Origin of the sequence: Enterococcus sp. DIV1316a (assembly GCF_050536915.1) — a bacterium.
Lineage (GTDB): Bacteria > Bacillota > Bacilli > Lactobacillales > Enterococcaceae > Enterococcus > Enterococcus faecalis.
The window spans coordinates 502,572-520,012 of sequence record NZ_CP172913.1 but is presented as its reverse complement, the minus strand read 5'-3'; the positions used below and the strand labels follow the sequence as shown (position 1 = coordinate 520,012).

Sequence of the window (17,441 nt, the reverse complement as noted above, 5' to 3'; positions counted from 1 at the left end):
CCTCTTCTATATACTACTCCTTTTCAGAAGTCGCGGCGAGTTGTTCTTGCAATTCACCTAAAAGTTCAATTTGAATATTTTGGATTTTTACCAAATTTTCTAGTTGATTATTGATAATATAATCCATTTTCTCATGTAATAAATTAATTTCTACTTCTGCTTTTAAGTTAATTTTATAATCATTATTCGCTTGTTCTCTGTCACGGGCTTCTTGTCTGTTTTGACTCATCATAATAATCGGTGCTTGGATAGCTGCTAAACAAGATAAGGCGAGATTTAGCAAAATATAAGGATATTTGTCAAATGGTTGTCCCAATAAAGTGGTAGAGTTAATCACGATCCAAGCAATCAACACGAAGCAAAAGAAGCCAATAAACACCCAGCTACCGCCAAATTTAGCAATGGTATCCGCTGCTCGTTGGCCAAAGGTTAATTTCTTTTCCATCTTTTCATTCATATTATTGGAAATCAGCTTATCTTCTTTGATATGTTGAACCACCAATTCATTCAGTTGTTGGATTTTTTCAGAATCATTTGCGACCAATTGTTTCATGTAATCCAAACGATAATTAAGTAACTCCGCCAATGTAATCATCGATTCAGCTGTCAATTGTGGATTGTTTTGGAGAATAAAAGCTTGCGTTTCCTGTTCTATATCTTGAAGATAAATGTTTTTTTTCGTTGATTCACCAATAACAACTTGTTTATTTTTTGATTGCTTCATCTTCGTCACTCCCTTTGATCGTTCTTCCCTTTATTTTAATATAAAGTCTCTCAGAAGAAACCTAAAAAGGCCTTGGAGTGATCGTTGTTGCTTCTGCTTTAAAATTTAACAGTTAAATTGGTTACATCATGGAACAACGAACCAATTAATTCTTTGTATTTCGCTGGATTCACACAATTAGTTAGCAATATGACCCCGGTTTTCATATCTTTTGAAAATAAAACCAGGGCTTGTTGACCCGCTTCAACGCCGTGTAAGCGTAAATAATTATCATGAACATAGATGCCGCCATGATAAGAACTTTGCTGAGAAGACGTCCATAATTTTTGCAAAAGTGCGGTGGAAACTAAGTGTCCACTCATTAATTGATGTAAGTACCAATACAAATCACCTGTCGTCATATCCACATTCCCAGTTCCAAATTCATGGGCAAAACTAGCTGCGGGAATTGAGAGCACTTGATTATACGAATTGTCTTCTGTCCATTTATAACTTGTTGAATTATTGGGTTGTTCCAATAAGGTTTCATAGAAGCCAAAATTCTTTAAACCAGCCGTTTTGTGATAAAGATTATTAAATAATTCTTGATAGGTACGTTGATACATTTTCTCTAACATTCCTGCTAAAAGGACAAAATTTACTGGGGAATAATTGTATTTTCCTTTATTGACTTGAATGGTATTTTGTTTAACAAATTGAATAATTTCTTCATCGGTAACGATATTATTAGGCATTGCTGATAACTTTAAACCGCTTGTCATATTCAACATATCGCTAATCGTAATATCCTCAGCACCTTGAATTTGCGGATAAAACGTAGCGAGTTTTGTATCTAATGTAAGTTTACCTTCTTCAATCGCTTTTAAGATCAAGGTTGTGGTAAAAGATTTTTGAATTGAGCCAATCTGAAACCTTGTGTTTGGCGTATTGGCTTGTTGCTTTTCAAAATTGGCAAAGCCATATCCTTTATTTACTAAAACCTGATCATCTTTAATGATCAAAGCCGAACCAATATAATTTGTTTCTTGAATTTTTTGATCAAGTTCGCCACTATCTGGTGCAACTATTTCTTTCGTTAAATTCGCATAATTATCACTTCGGCGATCTTCTTCCAAGACCACTTTCGATTCTTGACTAACTTGTGAATCTCTAGTGAAAAAGAACGTTTTTATTAAATAACCACTACCACCAATCACCACCAACAAACATACTATAAAAAGCCAATTCACTCCTCCATGTCTTTTCTTTGCATGTCGTTTACGCATACTGCTTACCTCCGCCTATTCTATTAACAGCATTATCATACGCTATATTTTCATGAAAATTACAGATTTCAGTAAAATTTATAAAACTTTCAACTTTTATAAAAAACAGCTTGGCACCGGAATCTAGATTGATTCTGGTGCCAAGCTGTTTTTTATTTACTTTCTTGCCCCATCACAGCAAAGTAATTATCATCGTTATCTGCAAAATTAAAAACTAAGCCTGTTGGCAATTGAACCATTTCACCGACAGTAACCCCAGCCTCTTGCATTTTTTTATAGAGACCAATGATATCATCGCTAGCAAACATTAGAGAAGGGGTATTCCCCGCCACTTCTGGTGAATGTTTTTGAATAAAGGCCAAATCATATAAAACAATAATCGTCTCTGCCGATTCACTTGGTGCAATTTCTACCACCAATGTACCGTCAACTTCCTCTCTTTCCTTTTCAACAAAGCCAAACGTTTGCCAAAATTGACTAGATTCCTCAACATTATTCACATATAACATAATCTTTACTTGGTTTGAAAACATTCCTTCACGTCCTTTTGAATTTAGTTAACAACTTATTATATACGTTCTTTTAAATAATTACTGCACTTTCGCTTAAAATTCAAAAAAAGTGTTTGAGCAAGACATTGCTCAAACACTTTTCGTTTTATTGATTTAGATATTTGCATCTAAGACAACGTCGCGATCATTTAAGACATCACGATCTAATTCATGAATACGAGCACTTGTTAACACGCCTGCAACCATACTATCGTTAACGTTAACAGCTGTCCGCGCCATGTCAATAAGTGGTTCAACTGAAATTACTAAACCAACAATTGCAACTGGTAAGTTCATTGCGCCTAAAACGATTAGAGAAGCAAAGGTTGCTCCGCCGCCGACACCGGCTACGCCAAATGAACTGATTGTGACAACTGCTACTAACATTAAAATAAATTGTAAACTAAAGACATCAATTCCAACAGTTGGTGCAACGATGGTTGCTAACATAGCTGGATAAACGCCGGCACAACCATTTTGTCCAATAGATAAACCGAAACTACCAGCAAAGTTTGCTGTGGCATCATCGACACCTAATGCTTTGGTTTGTGTTTCAATATTTAATGGTAAAGCGCCTGCACTTGAACGAGAAGTAAAAGCAAAGCTCAAGACTGGAAAAACTTTTTTTAGATACGTAACTGGGTTGACTTTTAAAGTAATTAAAATCAACATGTGAATGGCAAAAACAATAATTAAGGCCACATACGATGCCAACACAAATTTACCTAAGTTAATAATCGCAACAAAATCACTTGTTGCTACAACATTAATCATTAACGCTAACACGCCATAAGGGGTCAAGCGTAAAACTAAGGTAACAATTCGCATGGTAATTTTATATAAACTATCAATTAAATTTGCAAAAAATTCAGCTTCTTTTGGCGCTTTACGACGAACGCCTAAATAAGCGACACCAACAAACGCAGCAAAGATTACCACCCCAATGGTACTCATTGGTCGTGTGCCCGCAAAGTCAGCAAAGACATTTTTAGGAATGAATGAAACGATTTGTTGGGGAATCGTCAAATCTTGAATCGCATCTTGACGCGTCGCTAACTCGGCAATTCTTGACGTTTCTGCAGCACCTTGCGTGAATTTTGCCCCTTGAAGGCCAAACGCTAAGGTTGTTCCAATCCCCACCAAGGCAGCTACTGCTGTTGTTCCTAGTAAGGTGGCTAACACATTAAAGCTAATTTTTCCTAATTTATTGGATTCTTTCATTTTTGTAAATGCACCTACGATAGATACAAATACTAACGGAATTACGAGCATTTGTAGAAACGCTACATAACCATTACCTACAATCCCGATCCATTCCATTGATTGCGTAGTAATTTTACTGTCTGTACCAAAAGCAAATTGAATAATTGCACCTAAAACAATCCCCACGCCCAATGCTGAAAAGACACGTGTTGAGAATTTTAAATGTTTCTTTTGCATTTGGTAGAAACCGAATAACACAGCAATAAATGCAAGGATCACTAATACAGTGATGAATGTTGTCATTTTAGTTCCTCCCTATGTTTTTAATGACAAGTACATCAAAGGAAGTAAAGGTTCCCGGTACTCACTCTCCAGTAAATACCCTGAAAACAGCAAACTGTTTCCAGTGATAGTTCTATTGTACCTTATTTTATAGCAAATAGTGGGATAATTTGCTTACTTTTTGATAGAAAATAACCGTTGTGATAGTTTAAAACTATCACCAAGCGTTGTTTTACTAGTCACTGTAAAAATAATTTGTTTTTTGTCCTCTTTCTTTTAAGCTGACGTGGTATACTTAGTTCTAGGAGGTGTAAGCGTATGCAAAAAATTTGTTGGATCCTTTCTGTCAACCGTGATGGAGCAATGTTGTATGTTGGGAGCCCTGCAAATGGAGGTCCTTGGCTCTTTTCAAACAAAGAGCAGCAAAACATCAAAGCCTTTTTTCAACCAACCTATGAAATTGACTTTATCAGTTATGATGTTCTTTCAGAGGAAGTACCAGAAGCTGCGTTCATTTTGTACAATGAAATGCTCGCTCCCTATCTTCCCGAAAAAATCACCAAAGTTGGTCAGCCGATTGCTTATGTGGATATCGCTACAAAAAATTATGAACAGTTTAAAAAAGCTTTGGTTGCTAAATCTTCACAAGAATAAAAACAACGTTTGTAACGGAATCCGTTATAAACGCTGTTTTTAAAGGTTACGCTTCTTCTGATTGTTGAAAATTCAATTGAACACCTGGACGATCCAGAGCAATTTCAGTTACTTCATAAGATAAACGTTCGACGATGCTAAATAAAGGACGCACAAGTTCATCGACTTCTTCTTGCGAAATATCTTCTTGTTTTTCAATTTTACGATCAATAATGTGATTAATTTGGCTAATCGCCCCTGATAAAACAAATTCGTCAAAGACAATTCGAAATTCTAAGCGAGCAACAAGTGCTGAGCTATTTTCTGGATAATTTTCTTCTTCTACTTCAATTGGTGAAAAACTGACACGTAAATCTGTCTCTACTTCTGAATCAGGTACTCGCATATCATAGTGATACGCTTCAACAATTTCTTGTTGGCGTTTAATTTCCATTGTTTTTTCTCTCCTTTTTTAACAAGATATTCCCCTTTTAGAATATCCAATGGTTTCTTTTCTCAAGTATACCACAAGTCCGAAAGTTGCCTAGACCAAAAAACACAGAAGGTCAGACTTTTTTGATAAATTGATTTTGGCAGTTTGAACAAGTGACTTTGATTGTTCCTCGTCCTTTCGGCGCACGTAATGACTGCTGACATTTTGGACATTTAAAATAACGATACTCTTTCTGAGTCAGGTGTCGCTTGCGAAAAGCATGAACCTTTTGCATTAGGCGTTGTTTTCGAAGAATAAACCGTTGATTTTCATTCAATCGCGGGTGAATATGTTTTGAAAAAAAGCGATAATACACGTAGGCGACTGTGATTAAAATCAATAACCGAACCCAAAGATAGCCAGTAAAAATATTGATGAGCGCCAGCACGACACTTGTTAGCAACAGCGTTCGATTCAATTCATCGAACCGGGCATAACGTCCTTGTAAAAATCGTTGCGCTTTTTTGCGCCAACGTAGAATGCGTTCAAACCAAATTTGGCTCATTTATCTTCCTTCTTTCGAGCATTATTTTTTGAATAAATGATTGATTTGCAGAAACTTTCAATCAAAATTTACACTTACTAAGTCCAAATTTTGAACAACTGTTGGTTATTTTCGATGGTATACTTCTAGAGAAGTCAGGTCAACCGATGAATGACTTCGTTGATAATAGCTACCGCTATTTTATACAAACTTAAACTGTCGATGGATAGATTATCCGATTTTAACTTAGGGGAAGGTTAAAATCCGATTCTATAATTTAGCACTACACTCCTTTATTTAGTAGCAACTTTAGCCTATCTATCCACATTTTAAGTCAAAAAGAAGCAAGTCCGGACTTGCTTCTTTTTATTTATCTTTCTAATTCTTCAATTTTCTTCTCAATTAACGCCAAGACATATTGACACGCTTCAGGATCTTCGACAAAATCATATTTATCGCCATCAATTTGAATTTTAGGACTTTCATCATAGTCTTCATACCATTGATCATAACGCTCGTTCAACATTTGATAGTAATCATACAACGTTGGATCTGTCTCAATTTGTTCATAAGGACGGCCACGTTTTTTGATGCGTTCCAACATTTTGGGAAATGAAATACGAATGTGAACTAACAAATCAGGTCTTTTTTTATGCGCAGCATAAGGCAATTCTTGGAGCATATTTTGTAATAAGTCATCGTACACTTTGACCTCTGTTTCGTTGGCACGACCTAAATCTGCATTTAAATGAAAAAGTAATGAATCTTCATAAATCGAGCGATCCAATACATTATTTTCATGCGTTAATGCTTGTTTAATACTATCAAAACGTTTATTTAAAAAATAAATTTGTAATAAAAACGCGTACTTTTCCGGTTCCGCATAAAATAAAGGTAATACCTCATTATCATCAACTGATTCGTAAAAGGCTTCTGAACCTAAACGGTTTGCAATTAAAGCTGTTAAACTAGATTTACCAGCGCCAATCGTACCTGCTAAAACAATCACTGCCATCGAACTCCCTACCTATTTTTTTCCATTTTATTTTTTATCTTCAACCAATTAAACATACCAAAAATTGAGTTAAAAGTATACATACAATACATAACAAATATCGCATAATCACCACCAGCGTGCGTCCCTGCTCGGAACCATAACAAAATTGAAAAAATATTTCCTAGTAGCCAAAACACGAATTGCGATTGATAACGTTTAATCATCAATAACATCCCTGTCGCTGAAACACTGAACGTGATTGCATCTAATGTTTGTTGCGCATCATTTACAAAACCTAACAAAATATATGCAGCCACGCCAATGAGCAGCCACGTGAAAAAAGCATACAACCACTGAATACCTTTTAAAACTTTTACTTCGGTTACTTGACCCGAGCCATCCTCGCTAGCACGAAGCCAAGCATAGAGCCCTGTAATGTCCATAATAATATAGAAGCTTTGTAAAAGAACTTCCGCATATACCCGTGTCACTAACCCAAAATAGCCAATAATCACTGCACTGATTAATCCAAAAATGTAATTGCTGACTTTTCCTTGGGCAATTAAATTCACACAAATGATGCCGGCTAAACCACCTACTAACGTAATCCAATTCGATGGATTGATAGCAAATGCAATCAACTGTACCCCCACCATCAAAGCTAAAAACAAGTAACTTCTCGTTTCCCAACCTTTAAAATCATTCACCAAAAAATTCTTATTCACAACAAATTTCCGACCTTCCTAAAACCAAACTTTTCTCTGTTGACGTCTCAATAAGAGTACTCCGTTTTAAAAAACAAGTCAATCAGATTTCGGAATAAAAAGAAGATTTTAATACTATATATTGATCAAAAAAATAAAAACACACTACATATAGTTATTTCGTAAGCTTTCTGGTATCCTTTATTGCCACAATATTTTCTTCATCTTGCTTTAATCTTCTATGTATTCATGGATTTGTTTCCATCTAATGATTCCTGCGGCAGAACCCTTTACGACGGTAGCGCTCCAAATTAATGTTGCGAAAGCGGAAGCAATCGTACATATTTATGCTTCAAACACAGCCATCGTTCACTCTTTTTATTGAAATGCTTAAAAATTGACGGCCTTATTTCTCGAATCTGGCCACTTATTAACTTATTACATGAAAACATTCGCCTAAAAAAGCAAAAAAAACGACTCACCTAAATAATCGACCTACAAACAATTCCTTTCATTTGTAGGTCGATTATCTTTATTAGGTTTGATACAGATATTTCGCCATTCCTAGTTTCCCTTTACTGCTCATCTCTATTTATTTTTTTACTGTTTGCCAACAGCTCGTTGTCTGAAAGTACTATCCGTCCTTTGGTACTTTGTTCAAAGCTGTAAGCTTGCTCAAATAACGTTTGCTCATTATTGGCAGTTTGTGTAAAAGTCAGCCCATAAGGTTGTCCTTCACTGTTTTTCGCCAAAGGAACCGTCAATTCAGGATATCCTGCCACGGCACTTAAACCCGTACCTTCAGAATCAATAAAAGCATATCCGTCTAATTGTTGTTTTTTTAGCAACGCATCAAACGTTTGCTGTGCTTTTTTAATGGTTGTTTGAATGATTTCTTTATCTGGTTGTTTCTTTTTAACATCTGCTTCTAATAAATCTTGCCCATACTTGGCACGAACCTTTTTATCTTGTTGATTATACGCAATTAGTTCCTCCAGTGTTTTAAATGGTAAGTCATAACGTTTCGCAAATTCTTCCAATGCAAACTTAAATTCATTGGAAATAACTTTCCCGCCATCAATCCCTTCCATGTCTGGCGTTACCGGAATCACTTCTGCTCCAGCTTTTTGGAGGGCCTTTTTAGCAGTCGCAAATTCTTCTTCAGCACTTGGCATTTCTAGCAACCCAATGCGTTGACCTTGTAAGTTATTTTTAGTAAATTTCGTTGAATCAATGCTCGGAACCGTGTCTTTCTTAAACGCATTATAGCCTTGCGCAGCATCAACGACACTTCGGGCAATCGGGCCAACTGTATCTAATGACGGTGCCAATGGCAAAACACCTTCGCCACTTACTGAACTGTGGGTCGGTTTAAAACCAACCACTGATTGATGAGAAGCGGGGGAAACAATCGATCCCATCGTCTCAGTGCCTAAAGAGAAGGCGCCGATATTCATCGTCACACTAGCCCCACTCCCAGAACTTGAACCTGAAGGTGTTATTTTGAGCGGCCCATAAGGATTAAGTGTTTGTCCATGTTTGGAACTATAGCCACTTGGTGCTTTCATTGACATATAATTCGCTAGTTCAGATAAGTTTACTTTTCCTAAAATCAAAGCTTGCGCCTCTGTTAACTTCTTAACTACTTCCGCATCTTCCTTAGGCTTGAACGTGCGTAAGGCATAAGCTCCTGCACTCGAAATCATGTTGGTCGTATTTATATTTTCTTTCAAAGTCACAGGAATACCATACAAAGGCTTCTTCGGTGTTTGAGAGGCTTGCTGGTCAAATGCCTTGGCTTCCTTAATTGCTTGCGGATTGATTTCAGAGATGCTGTTCATGCCATTATCTATTTGATCGAACTGTAAAATACGGTCCAAATAAAACGCCGTAAGTTCTTCATAGGTCAATGTTCCTTCGGCAATCGCTTGCTGTAATTCAGTGATATTTTTTTCAATAATCAACGGTGCTTTGGTCCGAGCTTTTTGTACATCTGTTTCTTTTAATTGGTCTTCAATCGTTTTAACGATTCTCTCTTGATTGTACATTGCTGGGGTTTCTGCCTCAGGAGTGAACTTTTTGAGTATAAACCAATACGCTGCAGCGCCTATTATGACTAACAAAACAGCAATTATTCCGATTACTTTTAAAAATTTAGACATTTTTATCCTCCTATACCATTTAAAGATTATCTTACTATGTTTATTTTTGCATGACAACTAACAGTTTTGTTCGTTAAAAAGACAAAATAGAGAGTAGGACATCCGTCAAAACGACCGATGTCCTACTCTCTAACGATTAAGATAGTCCGCTAAATGCGTTTGTTTTAGTCTTTTGTGAAAGTTAAATACTGAGAATTTATTGTGTAATTCGTGTACCACTTTCTCCTTTGATTGCTTCCGAAGCTAATTCTAAAAGCCCGATAATCGCCTGGCGGTTTGGTTTACTTTCTGCAAAACTGATGGCCGCTTCTACCTTAGGTAACATACTACCTGGCGCAAATTGATTTTCTTCTATATATTGTTGCATTGCCGTAACCGTAACATCGGTCAAAGCTTGTTGATTTGCTTGACCAAAGTTAACAAAAACATGTTCCACTGCAGTTAATACCACAAAAACATCTGCTTCAATGAGTTCAGCCATTTTTGCTGCCGCAAAGTCTTTATCAATGACTGCATCTACACCATGATAGACTGGACCATCATAGGCAATAGGAACCCCGCCACCACCACAAGCAATTACGATCTGTCCTGCATCAACAAGTGTTCGCAAGCTAACTTTTTCGTAAATATCAACTGGTTTTGGTGAAGGAACTACCCGTCGCCAGCCTCGACCCGCATCTTCTTGATAGACGTTCCCAGTTTCCGCCATCAACTGTTTGGCTGTTTCTTCGTCATAATAACCACCAATTGGTTTTGTTGGTTTTGTAAACGCTGGGTCTTTTGGATCCACCACGACTTGTGTAATTAACGTAACAACTGGTTGTTCCCCTAAATTTCTGGCTACTAGTTCTTCATCAATTGCTTGTTGTAAATGATAGCCAATATAGCCTTGGCTCATTGCTGTGCATTCAGGAAACGGCACGACATCTTCTGGAGATTGACTCGTTTCCTCAAAAGCTAAGCGAATTTTGCCAACTTGTGGCCCGTTGCCATGAGCAATCACCACTTGATGGCCTTGTTCAATTAAATCAACAATGGATTTTGCAGCGGTTTGTGCTTTTGCCAATTGTTCTTTCGAAGAATTTCCTAACGCATTTCCACCTAATGCAATCACTATTTTTGACATCTGTTTCCCTCCTAGCGCTTTGGTTCTTGTTGTGTGATACAGTGAATATTGCCGCCCCCATAAACAACTTCTACCGTATTAACGCCGACAATTTTTTTATCTGGGAACATCGTTTGAACTTGCTCTAAAGCCAAACGATCATTTTCATCACCATACTGTGGCACAATCACGCCATCATTTGTAATTAAAAAGTTCATATAGGATGCGATACAAATATCGCCATCTTCTCGTGGCATGGTTCCTTCCACGAAATCAATTTTGAAGGAGCCTTTAATGGTTACATTTTTGACAGGACAGCATAATTTGTGGACTTTTAATTGGCGTCCTTTAGCATCAGTCATTTTAAGCAAACGTTGATACGCATCTTGTGCCGCTTCATAAAATGGGCTATTTTGATCTTCGGTGTAAATACAAGCCACTTCACCAGGTGCAATAAAACAAGCTACATCATCCACATGACCATTGGTTTCTTCTGGGTCAATTCCATCACCTAGCCAAAGAACTTTTTCAACATTTAAATAGTCGCATAATTTTTGTTCGATTGCTTCTTTTGAAAGTTGTGGATTTCGACCTTCACTTAATAAGCACATTTCTGTAGTCAAGACTGTTCCTTGTCCATCTACGTGGAATGAACCGCCTTCTAAAACAAAATCATCTGTACGATAAGAATCTACATGCTCAATTTCACAAATTTTTTGTGCAACCAAATCGTCTTGGTCCCAAGGGAAATATAAACCATCTACTAATCCCCCCCAAGCATTGAATGTCCAATCCACACCACGGATTTCTCCATGGTCGTTAATGACAAATGATGGTCCACAATCACGAACCCAGGCATCATTGTTTGACATTTCGTAAACCGTAATTTCTGGCGGCAATTGGCGACGGCAATTTTGAAATTGTTGTTGAGAAACCACCACATTCATCGGTGTAAATTGACTAATTGCTTTGGCCACATTAGTAAAAGCTTCTTGGACAAGTTTACCACCATCACGCCAATTATCCGGTCTTTCTGGCCAAATCATCCAAACTTTCTCTTGTGGTTCAAATTCTCCTGGCATTCTAAAGCCATCTTGTTTAGGGGTACTTCCTACAATTCGTTTAGCCATTTTCTTTCGTTCCCTTCTTAATTTTTTTCACGTAAATAATTACTTCACCAAACAGAATAAAAATGATTGCCCCAATTGTGATTGGTAATTTTTCATTTAATGCTGCGGGACTAAAATCTAAAGGCACTGCTGTGAAAATCAGTGAAATAATAATCATAATCATTGGTAAAACCACTAAAACTTTTAAAAATCCTGGTTTTCCGTTAACTTTAAACGGACGTGGTGTATCGGGATCAATTTTTCTAAGCTTATAAAAAGCTGGGAAAACTGGGATATACGATAACAAGAATAGGACGACATTCAAGGAGAAAAAGGCCCAGAATAAATCTTGATTAGGTAAAATTGGTGCTAATACAATGACCACCGATGCCACAATGCCATTCATCAAAGCAGCCCCAATTGGCATGTCATTTTTCTTACTACGTTTTTCAAAAAATTTAGGCATGTCACCATTTTCAGCAGCATAACAAGCTGTATTATTGACTCCTAATGACCAAGAAATCATGTTTCCGAACAACGTAAGAAGGAATAGGAAAGCCATCAACATAATGAACCAACCTTCTGTCGAGCCTGTCAATAGTTTAAAGCTATCCATCATACCACTGCCGGTACTAATTTGATCGGTGGGAATCGCTACCCCAATTCCAAAGGCTGAAAAAATATAAATGGCCGCAATGACTAACCCCGCTGCTACAATAGCTTGTGGAATTTGCTTCTTAGGATTTTCCATATCATCTGCAAACGTACAGATGACTTCAAACCCTAACAAATTAAAAATGATTACAGAAATAAAAGATAAACTCCTTAAGTCAAACGTTGGTAGCATTGATTTCAAGGTAAATTCATTGGCAACACCTTTCGTCAAGGCTACATACAATCCTAGCCCACCAATTAAGACAGCTAAAACCATCTTGATTACGGCAGCTCCATTTAGAATCCAGATACTGTCGCTGACTGGATAAAAACTAATCCAAACCACAATCCAAGTAAAAATTAATTCAACAATAATCATCATCGGTGTTGAAAACTTAATACCTGTAATTGTCGTTAATAGTTCTGGCGTCATAACGGCTAATGAAGCTAGCCACAATGGATAATTAATCCAATAATACCAAGAAACTCTGGCACCCCAACGATGACCATATGCTTTGGTCACCCAATCATAGATGCCCCCTTCACCAATATAAGTTGTTCCTAATTCTGATGAAATTAACCCATATGGCAATAGGAATGCAATTAATAAGAAAATCCACCAAAAAAACTGAGAATTACCAATTGCAGCAACAGGCGCCGCTGCTTCAGCAACGAAAACCACACAGATGACTGATAAAATGGCACTCGTTAAACTAAATTTCTTTTTCCCCTCCATGAAGACTCTTCCTCTCTTTATAAACTGTCCACTGATTCATTTTTTCAATCAGTGGACAGTTGGCCGTTAAATGCTTTGAGTGTCTAAGAAAACTTCTAGTTCTTTTTTCGCTTCTGCTTGCTTGATTAAATCATAAGGATTTTTTGCTTCATAATCATTCATAAGATATACTAATAAGCCACGAATAGATGTTAAACGGTTTTCTGCTTCATCGAAACAAATAGAATTTTTACCGTCAATCACTTCATCAGTTACTTCTTCCCCACGTGTTGCTGGTAAACAGTGCATGAATTTACAATTGGCACCTGCCCGATCCATCATTTCTTGATTCACTTGATATTTTGGATAGAAAACCTTCATACGTTCTTCTTCAGATAATTCCGCTTCGTACAAGCCATACCAAACATCCGTGTACAAGAAATCAGCGCCTTCAACAGAACTTGCATCATCTGTGACCAAAAAGCTACCGCCTGAAACTTCACAATTTTTTGCTAATTTCGCTTGATGCTCTTCATTTAATTGGAAGCCTTCTGGACCGAAGTGAACAAAATTCATGCCCATTTTTGTTGTGATTAATCCTAAAGAAAAACAAACTTGTGTCGCATCTCCGACAAAGACAACTTTACAATCTTCTAATTTTTTGCCTTCTGGTAAATGCTCAACCATGGTACACAAATCACCTAATTCTTGGGTTGGATGATTGTAATCAGACATACCGTTAATGACTGGGATGGTAGCACAATTAGCTAAATCAACAATACTATGGTGACGTTCCACACGAGCCATCAAAATATCTACTAAACGTGACAATACACGGCTGGTATCTTCAATCGTTTCATGTCCCCCTAATTGAATTTGACCAGGTGCTAAATATTCGCCATGTCCACCTAATTGTTCCATTGCAGTTTCAAAAGATACTCGTGTTCGAGTTGAAGATTGTTGGAAAATCATTCCTAAAGATTTGTTTTTTAACAGTTGCGGATAATACCCATTTTTAATCGCTTCTTTAATTTTTAATGATAAATCGACTAAATAGTGCATTTCCTCTTTCGTATATGTTTCTGTTGTAACGTAATCTCTTTTCATGATGTGTTCCTCCTAAAAGTTGTTTTTGTTTACACATTGACTTTACCAAGTTTAGCGAAGAGTTTACTATCCACCAAAAGTTAGAAAACGCTTTCTTTTTTGGCGTGATTTTTCATTAAAAAAAGTTTATTTATGGTTATAAACCGTTGGTACACCAGGGGTTTATAAAAGTTTAGGCGGATTTCTCTCTAATTTCTGACCAATCATAGATTTGAAAATGGTATAATTATTTTGAAAAATCATTCACTTAAAATAAAAGATGAAAGGGGTTTCCAATCGTGACATTTGTTTTTATTTATAACATCTTGTTGATTATTTTATATTCGTTTACTTCAACCTTTACCTTAAATCTTTACTTGAAAAATAAACAACCGATTTTTTTATTGCTTCTCTTTTTAATGGTTATTTTTATTTGTGACAATGTGATTGTTTATATGACTGAGTTCATTAATTCGTTTGCAACCGAATATAATCAGACCTTTATGACCGCACCTTTTTTAAAGACCATCATTTTTATTTGTTGTAATTTTGCCTATCTGGCTATTATCAATACTATTAGTGGTCGTCCTTTTAAAAATTATCAATTTGTCTGGTTATTTTTAATTGGTTTATGGATGCTAGCTATTCCATTTTCACAAAATTCCGCCTTAAAAGTTTGGTTGTACTATTTACCCAATCAGCTATTTTTAATTTACCTTGGATGCTATGCGCTCTATCAACTACGAATAGATCCTTTATCAGCCCTTGCGAAAAAATATCTTCGTTTTATTGGTTGGCTAAGCATTGGTTTCGGTGTGGCGATTCTTTTGGAAGATACCTTCGTTATTTTTAACATTGACCAATATTCTGATATTGTCTTTAAAATTAACAACCGAAACGTTTCTGAAGATATTTATACAATCATTCTCTCCATCGCCATTATCTACTTCTGTAATCGTGATTTTCCTCTGTCGGTTCTTGAAAAAGACGCTGCTAAATTGGAAGAAAATCAATCAGATGAACCCGTACTTTTGGCGCCTTTTTGTGATGCCTATCAATTAACGCAGCGAGAACGAGAAGTGCTTTCGTTACTTTTAGAGTGCAAAACAAATCAAGATATAGCCAACGAACTATTCCTATCAATCGGGACAGTAAAAACACATATCCACAATATTTTCGTTAAATTAGAAGTAAACAAAAGAGCAGAAGTTTTTGTCAGTTATCAACTTTTTTCTCAACAACAAACTGAACATTTAGCGAGATAATTAAAAAGGAAGCCTCTCCGTGATCGGTGGCTTCCTTTTTGATTAACTATTTTCTTGTACTTGTCGAACTCTCTTTTCAATTTCTTGAAAGTTAATAATTTTAGCTTGGCGATGAATTTCTTTTCCTTCATAGTATAAGATAATGGTCGGTGCAGAAAAAGCATTTAATTGTCCAATTATTTCTGGACTTTTATCAGCTTCTGCAATGTATGTAGGAAATTCATATTTTGTTGCAATTTTTTCGACAATCGGTTTATCAACTGTACAAACACTACAATTTTTTGCTGTCAAAAAGACGGCTTGTAGACGATTGTCTGTAATTTTTTCTTCTAATTCTTCTAATGTTGTTACATATTCCACTGAATAGCCCTCCTTGTCTTTTGTCTAAAATAACAGATTTACTAGCAAAATAACAACTTATTTGTTTGGCTAGGAATGCTTTAACAAAAAAGTTGCCGCCCATTTCATTAATGGGCGGCAACTTTTTACTGATAACCGTTTATTTATTAAAAATTTTAGGCCCTTTGCGCATGTTTTTACGATCATTTTTGGGAGTTTCCATTTTTTTAGAACGGCCACCACCTTGTTTCTTTTTAATTAATTCTAACATTTTTTCTTTTTCATTCATTTAATCCACCGCCTTTGTTAATAACGTGACAGATTCAATGTGGGTCGTTTGTGGGAAATTATCCACTGGTTGAATTTCTTTTGCTTCATAGCCACCTTCTGTTAATAATGCAATGTCGCGAGCGAGTGTGGCTGGATTACAGCTGACATAAACAATTCGTTCAGGTTGCGTTTCAATTAATGTGTTTACTAATTGACCGTCTAACCCTTTCCGTGGTGGATCCACCACCACAACATCTGGTTGCAAGCCATTTTCAACTAATTTTGGCAATAATTCTTCCGCTAAACCAGCCGTGAAAGTGGCATTCTCAATGTTGTTTAATTTAGCATTATTTTCTGCATCTTTGACCGCTTCTTCAATTACTTCAATACCGTAAACTTGCTTTGCATCTTGGGCTAAAGTTAAGCCAATCGTTCCAATCCCGCAATAGGCATCCACCACAATTTCATTGCCTGTTAAAGCCGCATACTCTTTAACTTTTTGATACATCACTTCTGTTTGTTGTGGATTTACTTGATAAAATGAACGCGCGGAAATTTCAAATTTCAAATCAAAAATAGTATCTGTAATTTTTTCAGACCCATGTAATAAGATGGTTTCGTCGCCAAAAATGACATTGGTTCGTTTGGGATTAACATTTTGTACAATGCTGACTACTTCCGGAATAGCTTCCAAAATATCTGGCACAATTTTACTAATTGGGAATAATTTCGGTGTTCTCGTAATTAGAACAACCATCATCTCCCCAGTATGGTAGCCACGACGAACGACAATATGGCGTAAGTTCCCTGTATTATCAGATTCGTTATAAGGTTTTACGCTATATTTACGCATAATGTCACGGATTTTAACAATTGCTGCATCAATTTCTGGGTCTTGAATATAGAAATGTTCCATCGGAATTAAATCATGGCTATTTTTCCGGAAAAAACCTGTTTGTAATTGGTTGTCAATTTTACGCACGGGAATTTGTGCTTTGTTCCGGTAATGCCACGGATCATTCATCCCAATTGTTGGTAAAACAGGGACTCCTGGCAATTTAGCGACACGTTGCATAACATTTTCGACTTGTTGCGTTTTAAATGATAGTTGGGCGCCGTACGCTAAATGTTGCAACGGACTAATCCCGACTTTTGTAAAGTTTTCATCTTTCACGGGCACACGCTGTTCACTGCTTTTTAGGACAGTCAACACTTTCCCATAACCAAAACTTTTGCCTGTTTTTAAGACTTTGATTTCAAGTTTTTCACCTGGTAAGGCATTTTCAATAAACAATGGATAATGGTCCACTTTTGCCACGCCTAAACCTTCATGCGTCAAGTCAATGATTTCTACTTCAATGACGTCATTTTTCTTTACTGGATAATTTTTCATAAGTCGC

General features: G+C 36.6%; 18 protein-coding genes. 2 read left to right on the top strand and 16 right to left on the bottom strand.

Features of this window, described 5'->3' with window-relative positions:
* Positions 1 to 13: 13 nt before the first annotated feature.
* From IGL56_RS02585 to IGL56_RS02570, 4 genes are all read right to left on the bottom strand, one after another.
* Positions 14 to 724 (bottom strand): DUF1003 domain-containing protein, encoded by a 711-nt coding sequence (locus IGL56_RS02585; protein WP_002355601.1) that lies wholly within the window; start codon positions 722 to 724, stop codon positions 14 to 16.
* A gap of 98 nt (positions 725 to 822) precedes the next feature.
* The gene (locus IGL56_RS02580) at positions 823 to 1,989 is read right to left on the bottom strand and encodes a serine hydrolase domain-containing protein (protein WP_002355600.1); all 1,167 of its coding nucleotides are present in this window, start codon (positions 1,987 to 1,989) and stop codon (positions 823 to 825) included.
* Between the two features lie 152 nt (positions 1,990 to 2,141).
* Entirely contained in the window at positions 2,142 to 2,522 is a 381-nt protein-coding gene (locus IGL56_RS02575; RefSeq protein ID WP_002363195.1) for a VOC family protein, read from the bottom strand.
* Positions 2,523 to 2,654: 132 nt separating this feature from the next.
* Positions 2,655 to 4,046 (bottom strand): L-cystine transporter, encoded by a 1,392-nt coding sequence (locus IGL56_RS02570; protein ID WP_002355598.1) that lies wholly within the window; start codon positions 4,044 to 4,046, stop codon positions 2,655 to 2,657.
* Positions 4,047 to 4,343: 297 nt separating this feature from the next.
* Here IGL56_RS02570 and IGL56_RS02565 point away from each other — a divergent pair, with 297 nt between their 5' ends.
* Complete coding sequence (locus IGL56_RS02565; protein ID WP_002355597.1) at positions 4,344 to 4,679, top strand: hypothetical protein; 336 nt, start codon at positions 4,344 to 4,346, stop codon at positions 4,677 to 4,679.
* Positions 4,680 to 4,725: 46 nt separating this feature from the next.
* On the opposite strand, the gene IGL56_RS02560 is transcribed toward IGL56_RS02565, so the two are convergent.
* From IGL56_RS02560 to ptcA, 9 genes are all read right to left on the bottom strand, one after another.
* A complete protein-coding gene (locus IGL56_RS02560) occupies positions 4,726 to 5,112 on the bottom strand; it encodes a DUF1149 family protein (protein WP_002358717.1) in 387 nt (128 codons plus the stop codon).
* A 112-nt stretch (positions 5,113 to 5,224) separates the two neighbouring features.
* Positions 5,225 to 5,656: a hypothetical protein gene (locus IGL56_RS02555; protein ID WP_002361265.1), complete on the bottom strand. Its 432-nt coding sequence runs from the start codon at positions 5,654 to 5,656 to the stop codon at positions 5,225 to 5,227.
* Positions 5,657 to 6,005: 349 nt separating this feature from the next.
* On the bottom strand, positions 6,006 to 6,650 hold the full coding sequence (locus tag IGL56_RS02550) for a deoxynucleoside kinase (RefSeq protein WP_002355594.1): 645 nt from the start codon (positions 6,648 to 6,650) through the stop codon (positions 6,006 to 6,008).
* Positions 6,651 to 6,658: 8 nt separating this feature from the next.
* Positions 6,659 to 7,357 (bottom strand): nicotinamide riboside transporter PnuC, encoded by a 699-nt coding sequence (gene pnuC / locus IGL56_RS02545; protein ID WP_002355593.1) that lies wholly within the window; start codon positions 7,355 to 7,357, stop codon positions 6,659 to 6,661.
* A gap of 554 nt (positions 7,358 to 7,911) precedes the next feature.
* Positions 7,912 to 9,498, bottom strand: coding sequence for an amidase family protein (locus IGL56_RS02540; RefSeq protein ID WP_002361263.1), 1,587 nt, complete (start codon positions 9,496 to 9,498; stop codon positions 7,912 to 7,914).
* A 196-nt stretch (positions 9,499 to 9,694) separates the two neighbouring features.
* Complete coding sequence (gene arcC / locus IGL56_RS02535; protein ID WP_002355590.1) at positions 9,695 to 10,624, bottom strand: carbamate kinase; 930 nt, start codon at positions 10,622 to 10,624, stop codon at positions 9,695 to 9,697.
* An 11-nt stretch (positions 10,625 to 10,635) separates the two neighbouring features.
* On the bottom strand, positions 10,636 to 11,733 hold the full coding sequence (gene aguA / locus IGL56_RS02530) for an agmatine deiminase (protein ID WP_065813894.1): 1,098 nt from the start codon (positions 11,731 to 11,733) through the stop codon (positions 10,636 to 10,638).
* Positions 11,726 to 13,102, bottom strand: a complete 1,377-nt coding sequence (locus IGL56_RS02525) for an APC family permease (RefSeq protein ID WP_002355588.1) — start codon at positions 13,100 to 13,102, stop codon at positions 11,726 to 11,728. Before IGL56_RS02525 ends, aguA begins: the two co-directional genes overlap by 8 nt.
* 66 nt (positions 13,103 to 13,168) lie before the next feature.
* Positions 13,169 to 14,188 (bottom strand): putrescine carbamoyltransferase, encoded by a 1,020-nt coding sequence (gene ptcA, locus IGL56_RS02520; RefSeq protein WP_002355587.1) that lies wholly within the window; start codon positions 14,186 to 14,188, stop codon positions 13,169 to 13,171.
* Between the two features lie 398 nt (positions 14,189 to 14,586).
* On the opposite strand from ptcA, the gene IGL56_RS02515 reads away from it, so the two are divergent.
* Positions 14,587 to 15,432 carry a helix-turn-helix domain-containing protein gene (locus IGL56_RS02515; protein ID WP_002392183.1) on the top strand — a complete coding sequence of 282 codons (846 nt, stop codon included), beginning with the start codon at positions 14,587 to 14,589 and terminating at the stop codon, positions 15,430 to 15,432.
* Between the two features lie 42 nt (positions 15,433 to 15,474).
* On the opposite strand, the gene IGL56_RS02510 is transcribed toward IGL56_RS02515, so the two are convergent.
* From IGL56_RS02510 to rlmD, 3 genes are all read right to left on the bottom strand, one after another.
* Entirely contained in the window at positions 15,475 to 15,792 is a 318-nt protein-coding gene (locus tag IGL56_RS02510) for a thioredoxin family protein (protein WP_002355583.1), read from the bottom strand.
* 139 nt (positions 15,793 to 15,931) lie between these two features.
* Positions 15,932 to 16,060 carry a hypothetical protein gene (locus IGL56_RS02505; RefSeq protein ID WP_002355577.1) on the bottom strand — a complete coding sequence of 43 codons (129 nt, stop codon included), beginning with the start codon at positions 16,058 to 16,060 and terminating at the stop codon, positions 15,932 to 15,934.
* A complete protein-coding gene (rlmD, locus tag IGL56_RS02500; RefSeq protein ID WP_002381253.1) occupies positions 16,061 to 17,434 on the bottom strand; it encodes a 23S rRNA (uracil(1939)-C(5))-methyltransferase RlmD in 1,374 nt (457 codons plus the stop codon). It abuts the gene before it with no gap.
* Positions 17,435 to 17,441: the final 7 nt, after the last annotated feature.

What these genes read in the sequence shown, in the direction of transcription:
- IGL56_RS02585 (WP_002355601.1), bottom strand. Translation starts at nt 724, where the DNA reads ATGAAGCAATCAAAAAATAAACAAGTTGTTATTGGTGAATCAACGAAA.
- IGL56_RS02580 (WP_002355600.1), bottom strand. Translation starts at nt 1,989, where the DNA reads ATGCGTAAACGACATGCAAAGAAAAGACATGGAGGAGTGAATTGGCTT.
- IGL56_RS02575 (WP_002363195.1), bottom strand. Translation starts at nt 2,522, where the DNA reads ATGTTTTCAAACCAAGTAAAGATTATGTTATATGTGAATAATGTTGAG.
- IGL56_RS02570 (WP_002355598.1), bottom strand. Translation starts at nt 4,046, where the DNA reads ATGACAACATTCATCACTGTATTAGTGATCCTTGCATTTATTGCTGTG.
- IGL56_RS02565 (WP_002355597.1), top strand. Translation starts at nt 4,344, where the DNA reads ATGCAAAAAATTTGTTGGATCCTTTCTGTCAACCGTGATGGAGCAATG.
- IGL56_RS02560 (WP_002358717.1), bottom strand. Translation starts at nt 5,112, where the DNA reads ATGGAAATTAAACGCCAACAAGAAATTGTTGAAGCGTATCACTATGAT.
- IGL56_RS02555 (WP_002361265.1), bottom strand. Translation starts at nt 5,656, where the DNA reads ATGAGCCAAATTTGGTTTGAACGCATTCTACGTTGGCGCAAAAAAGCG.
- IGL56_RS02550 (WP_002355594.1), bottom strand. Translation starts at nt 6,650, where the DNA reads ATGGCAGTGATTGTTTTAGCAGGTACGATTGGCGCTGGTAAATCTAGT.
- IGL56_RS02540 (WP_002361263.1), bottom strand. Translation starts at nt 9,498, where the DNA reads ATGTCTAAATTTTTAAAAGTAATCGGAATAATTGCTGTTTTGTTAGTC.
- arcC (WP_002355590.1), bottom strand. Translation starts at nt 10,624, where the DNA reads ATGTCAAAAATAGTGATTGCATTAGGTGGAAATGCGTTAGGAAATTCT.
- aguA (WP_065813894.1), bottom strand. Translation starts at nt 11,733, where the DNA reads ATGGCTAAACGAATTGTAGGAAGTACCCCTAAACAAGATGGCTTTAGA.
- IGL56_RS02525 (WP_002355588.1), bottom strand. Translation starts at nt 13,102, where the DNA reads ATGGAGGGGAAAAAGAAATTTAGTTTAACGAGTGCCATTTTATCAGTC.
- ptcA (WP_002355587.1), bottom strand. Translation starts at nt 14,188, where the DNA reads ATGAAAAGAGATTACGTTACAACAGAAACATATACGAAAGAGGAAATG.
- IGL56_RS02515 (WP_002392183.1), top strand. Translation starts at nt 14,587, where the DNA reads ATGGTTATTTTTATTTGTGACAATGTGATTGTTTATATGACTGAGTTC.
- IGL56_RS02505 (WP_002355577.1), bottom strand. Translation starts at nt 16,060, where the DNA reads ATGAATGAAAAAGAAAAAATGTTAGAATTAATTAAAAAGAAACAAGGT.
- rlmD (WP_002381253.1), bottom strand. Translation starts at nt 17,434, where the DNA reads ATGAAAAATTATCCAGTAAAGAAAAATGACGTCATTGAAGTAGAAATC.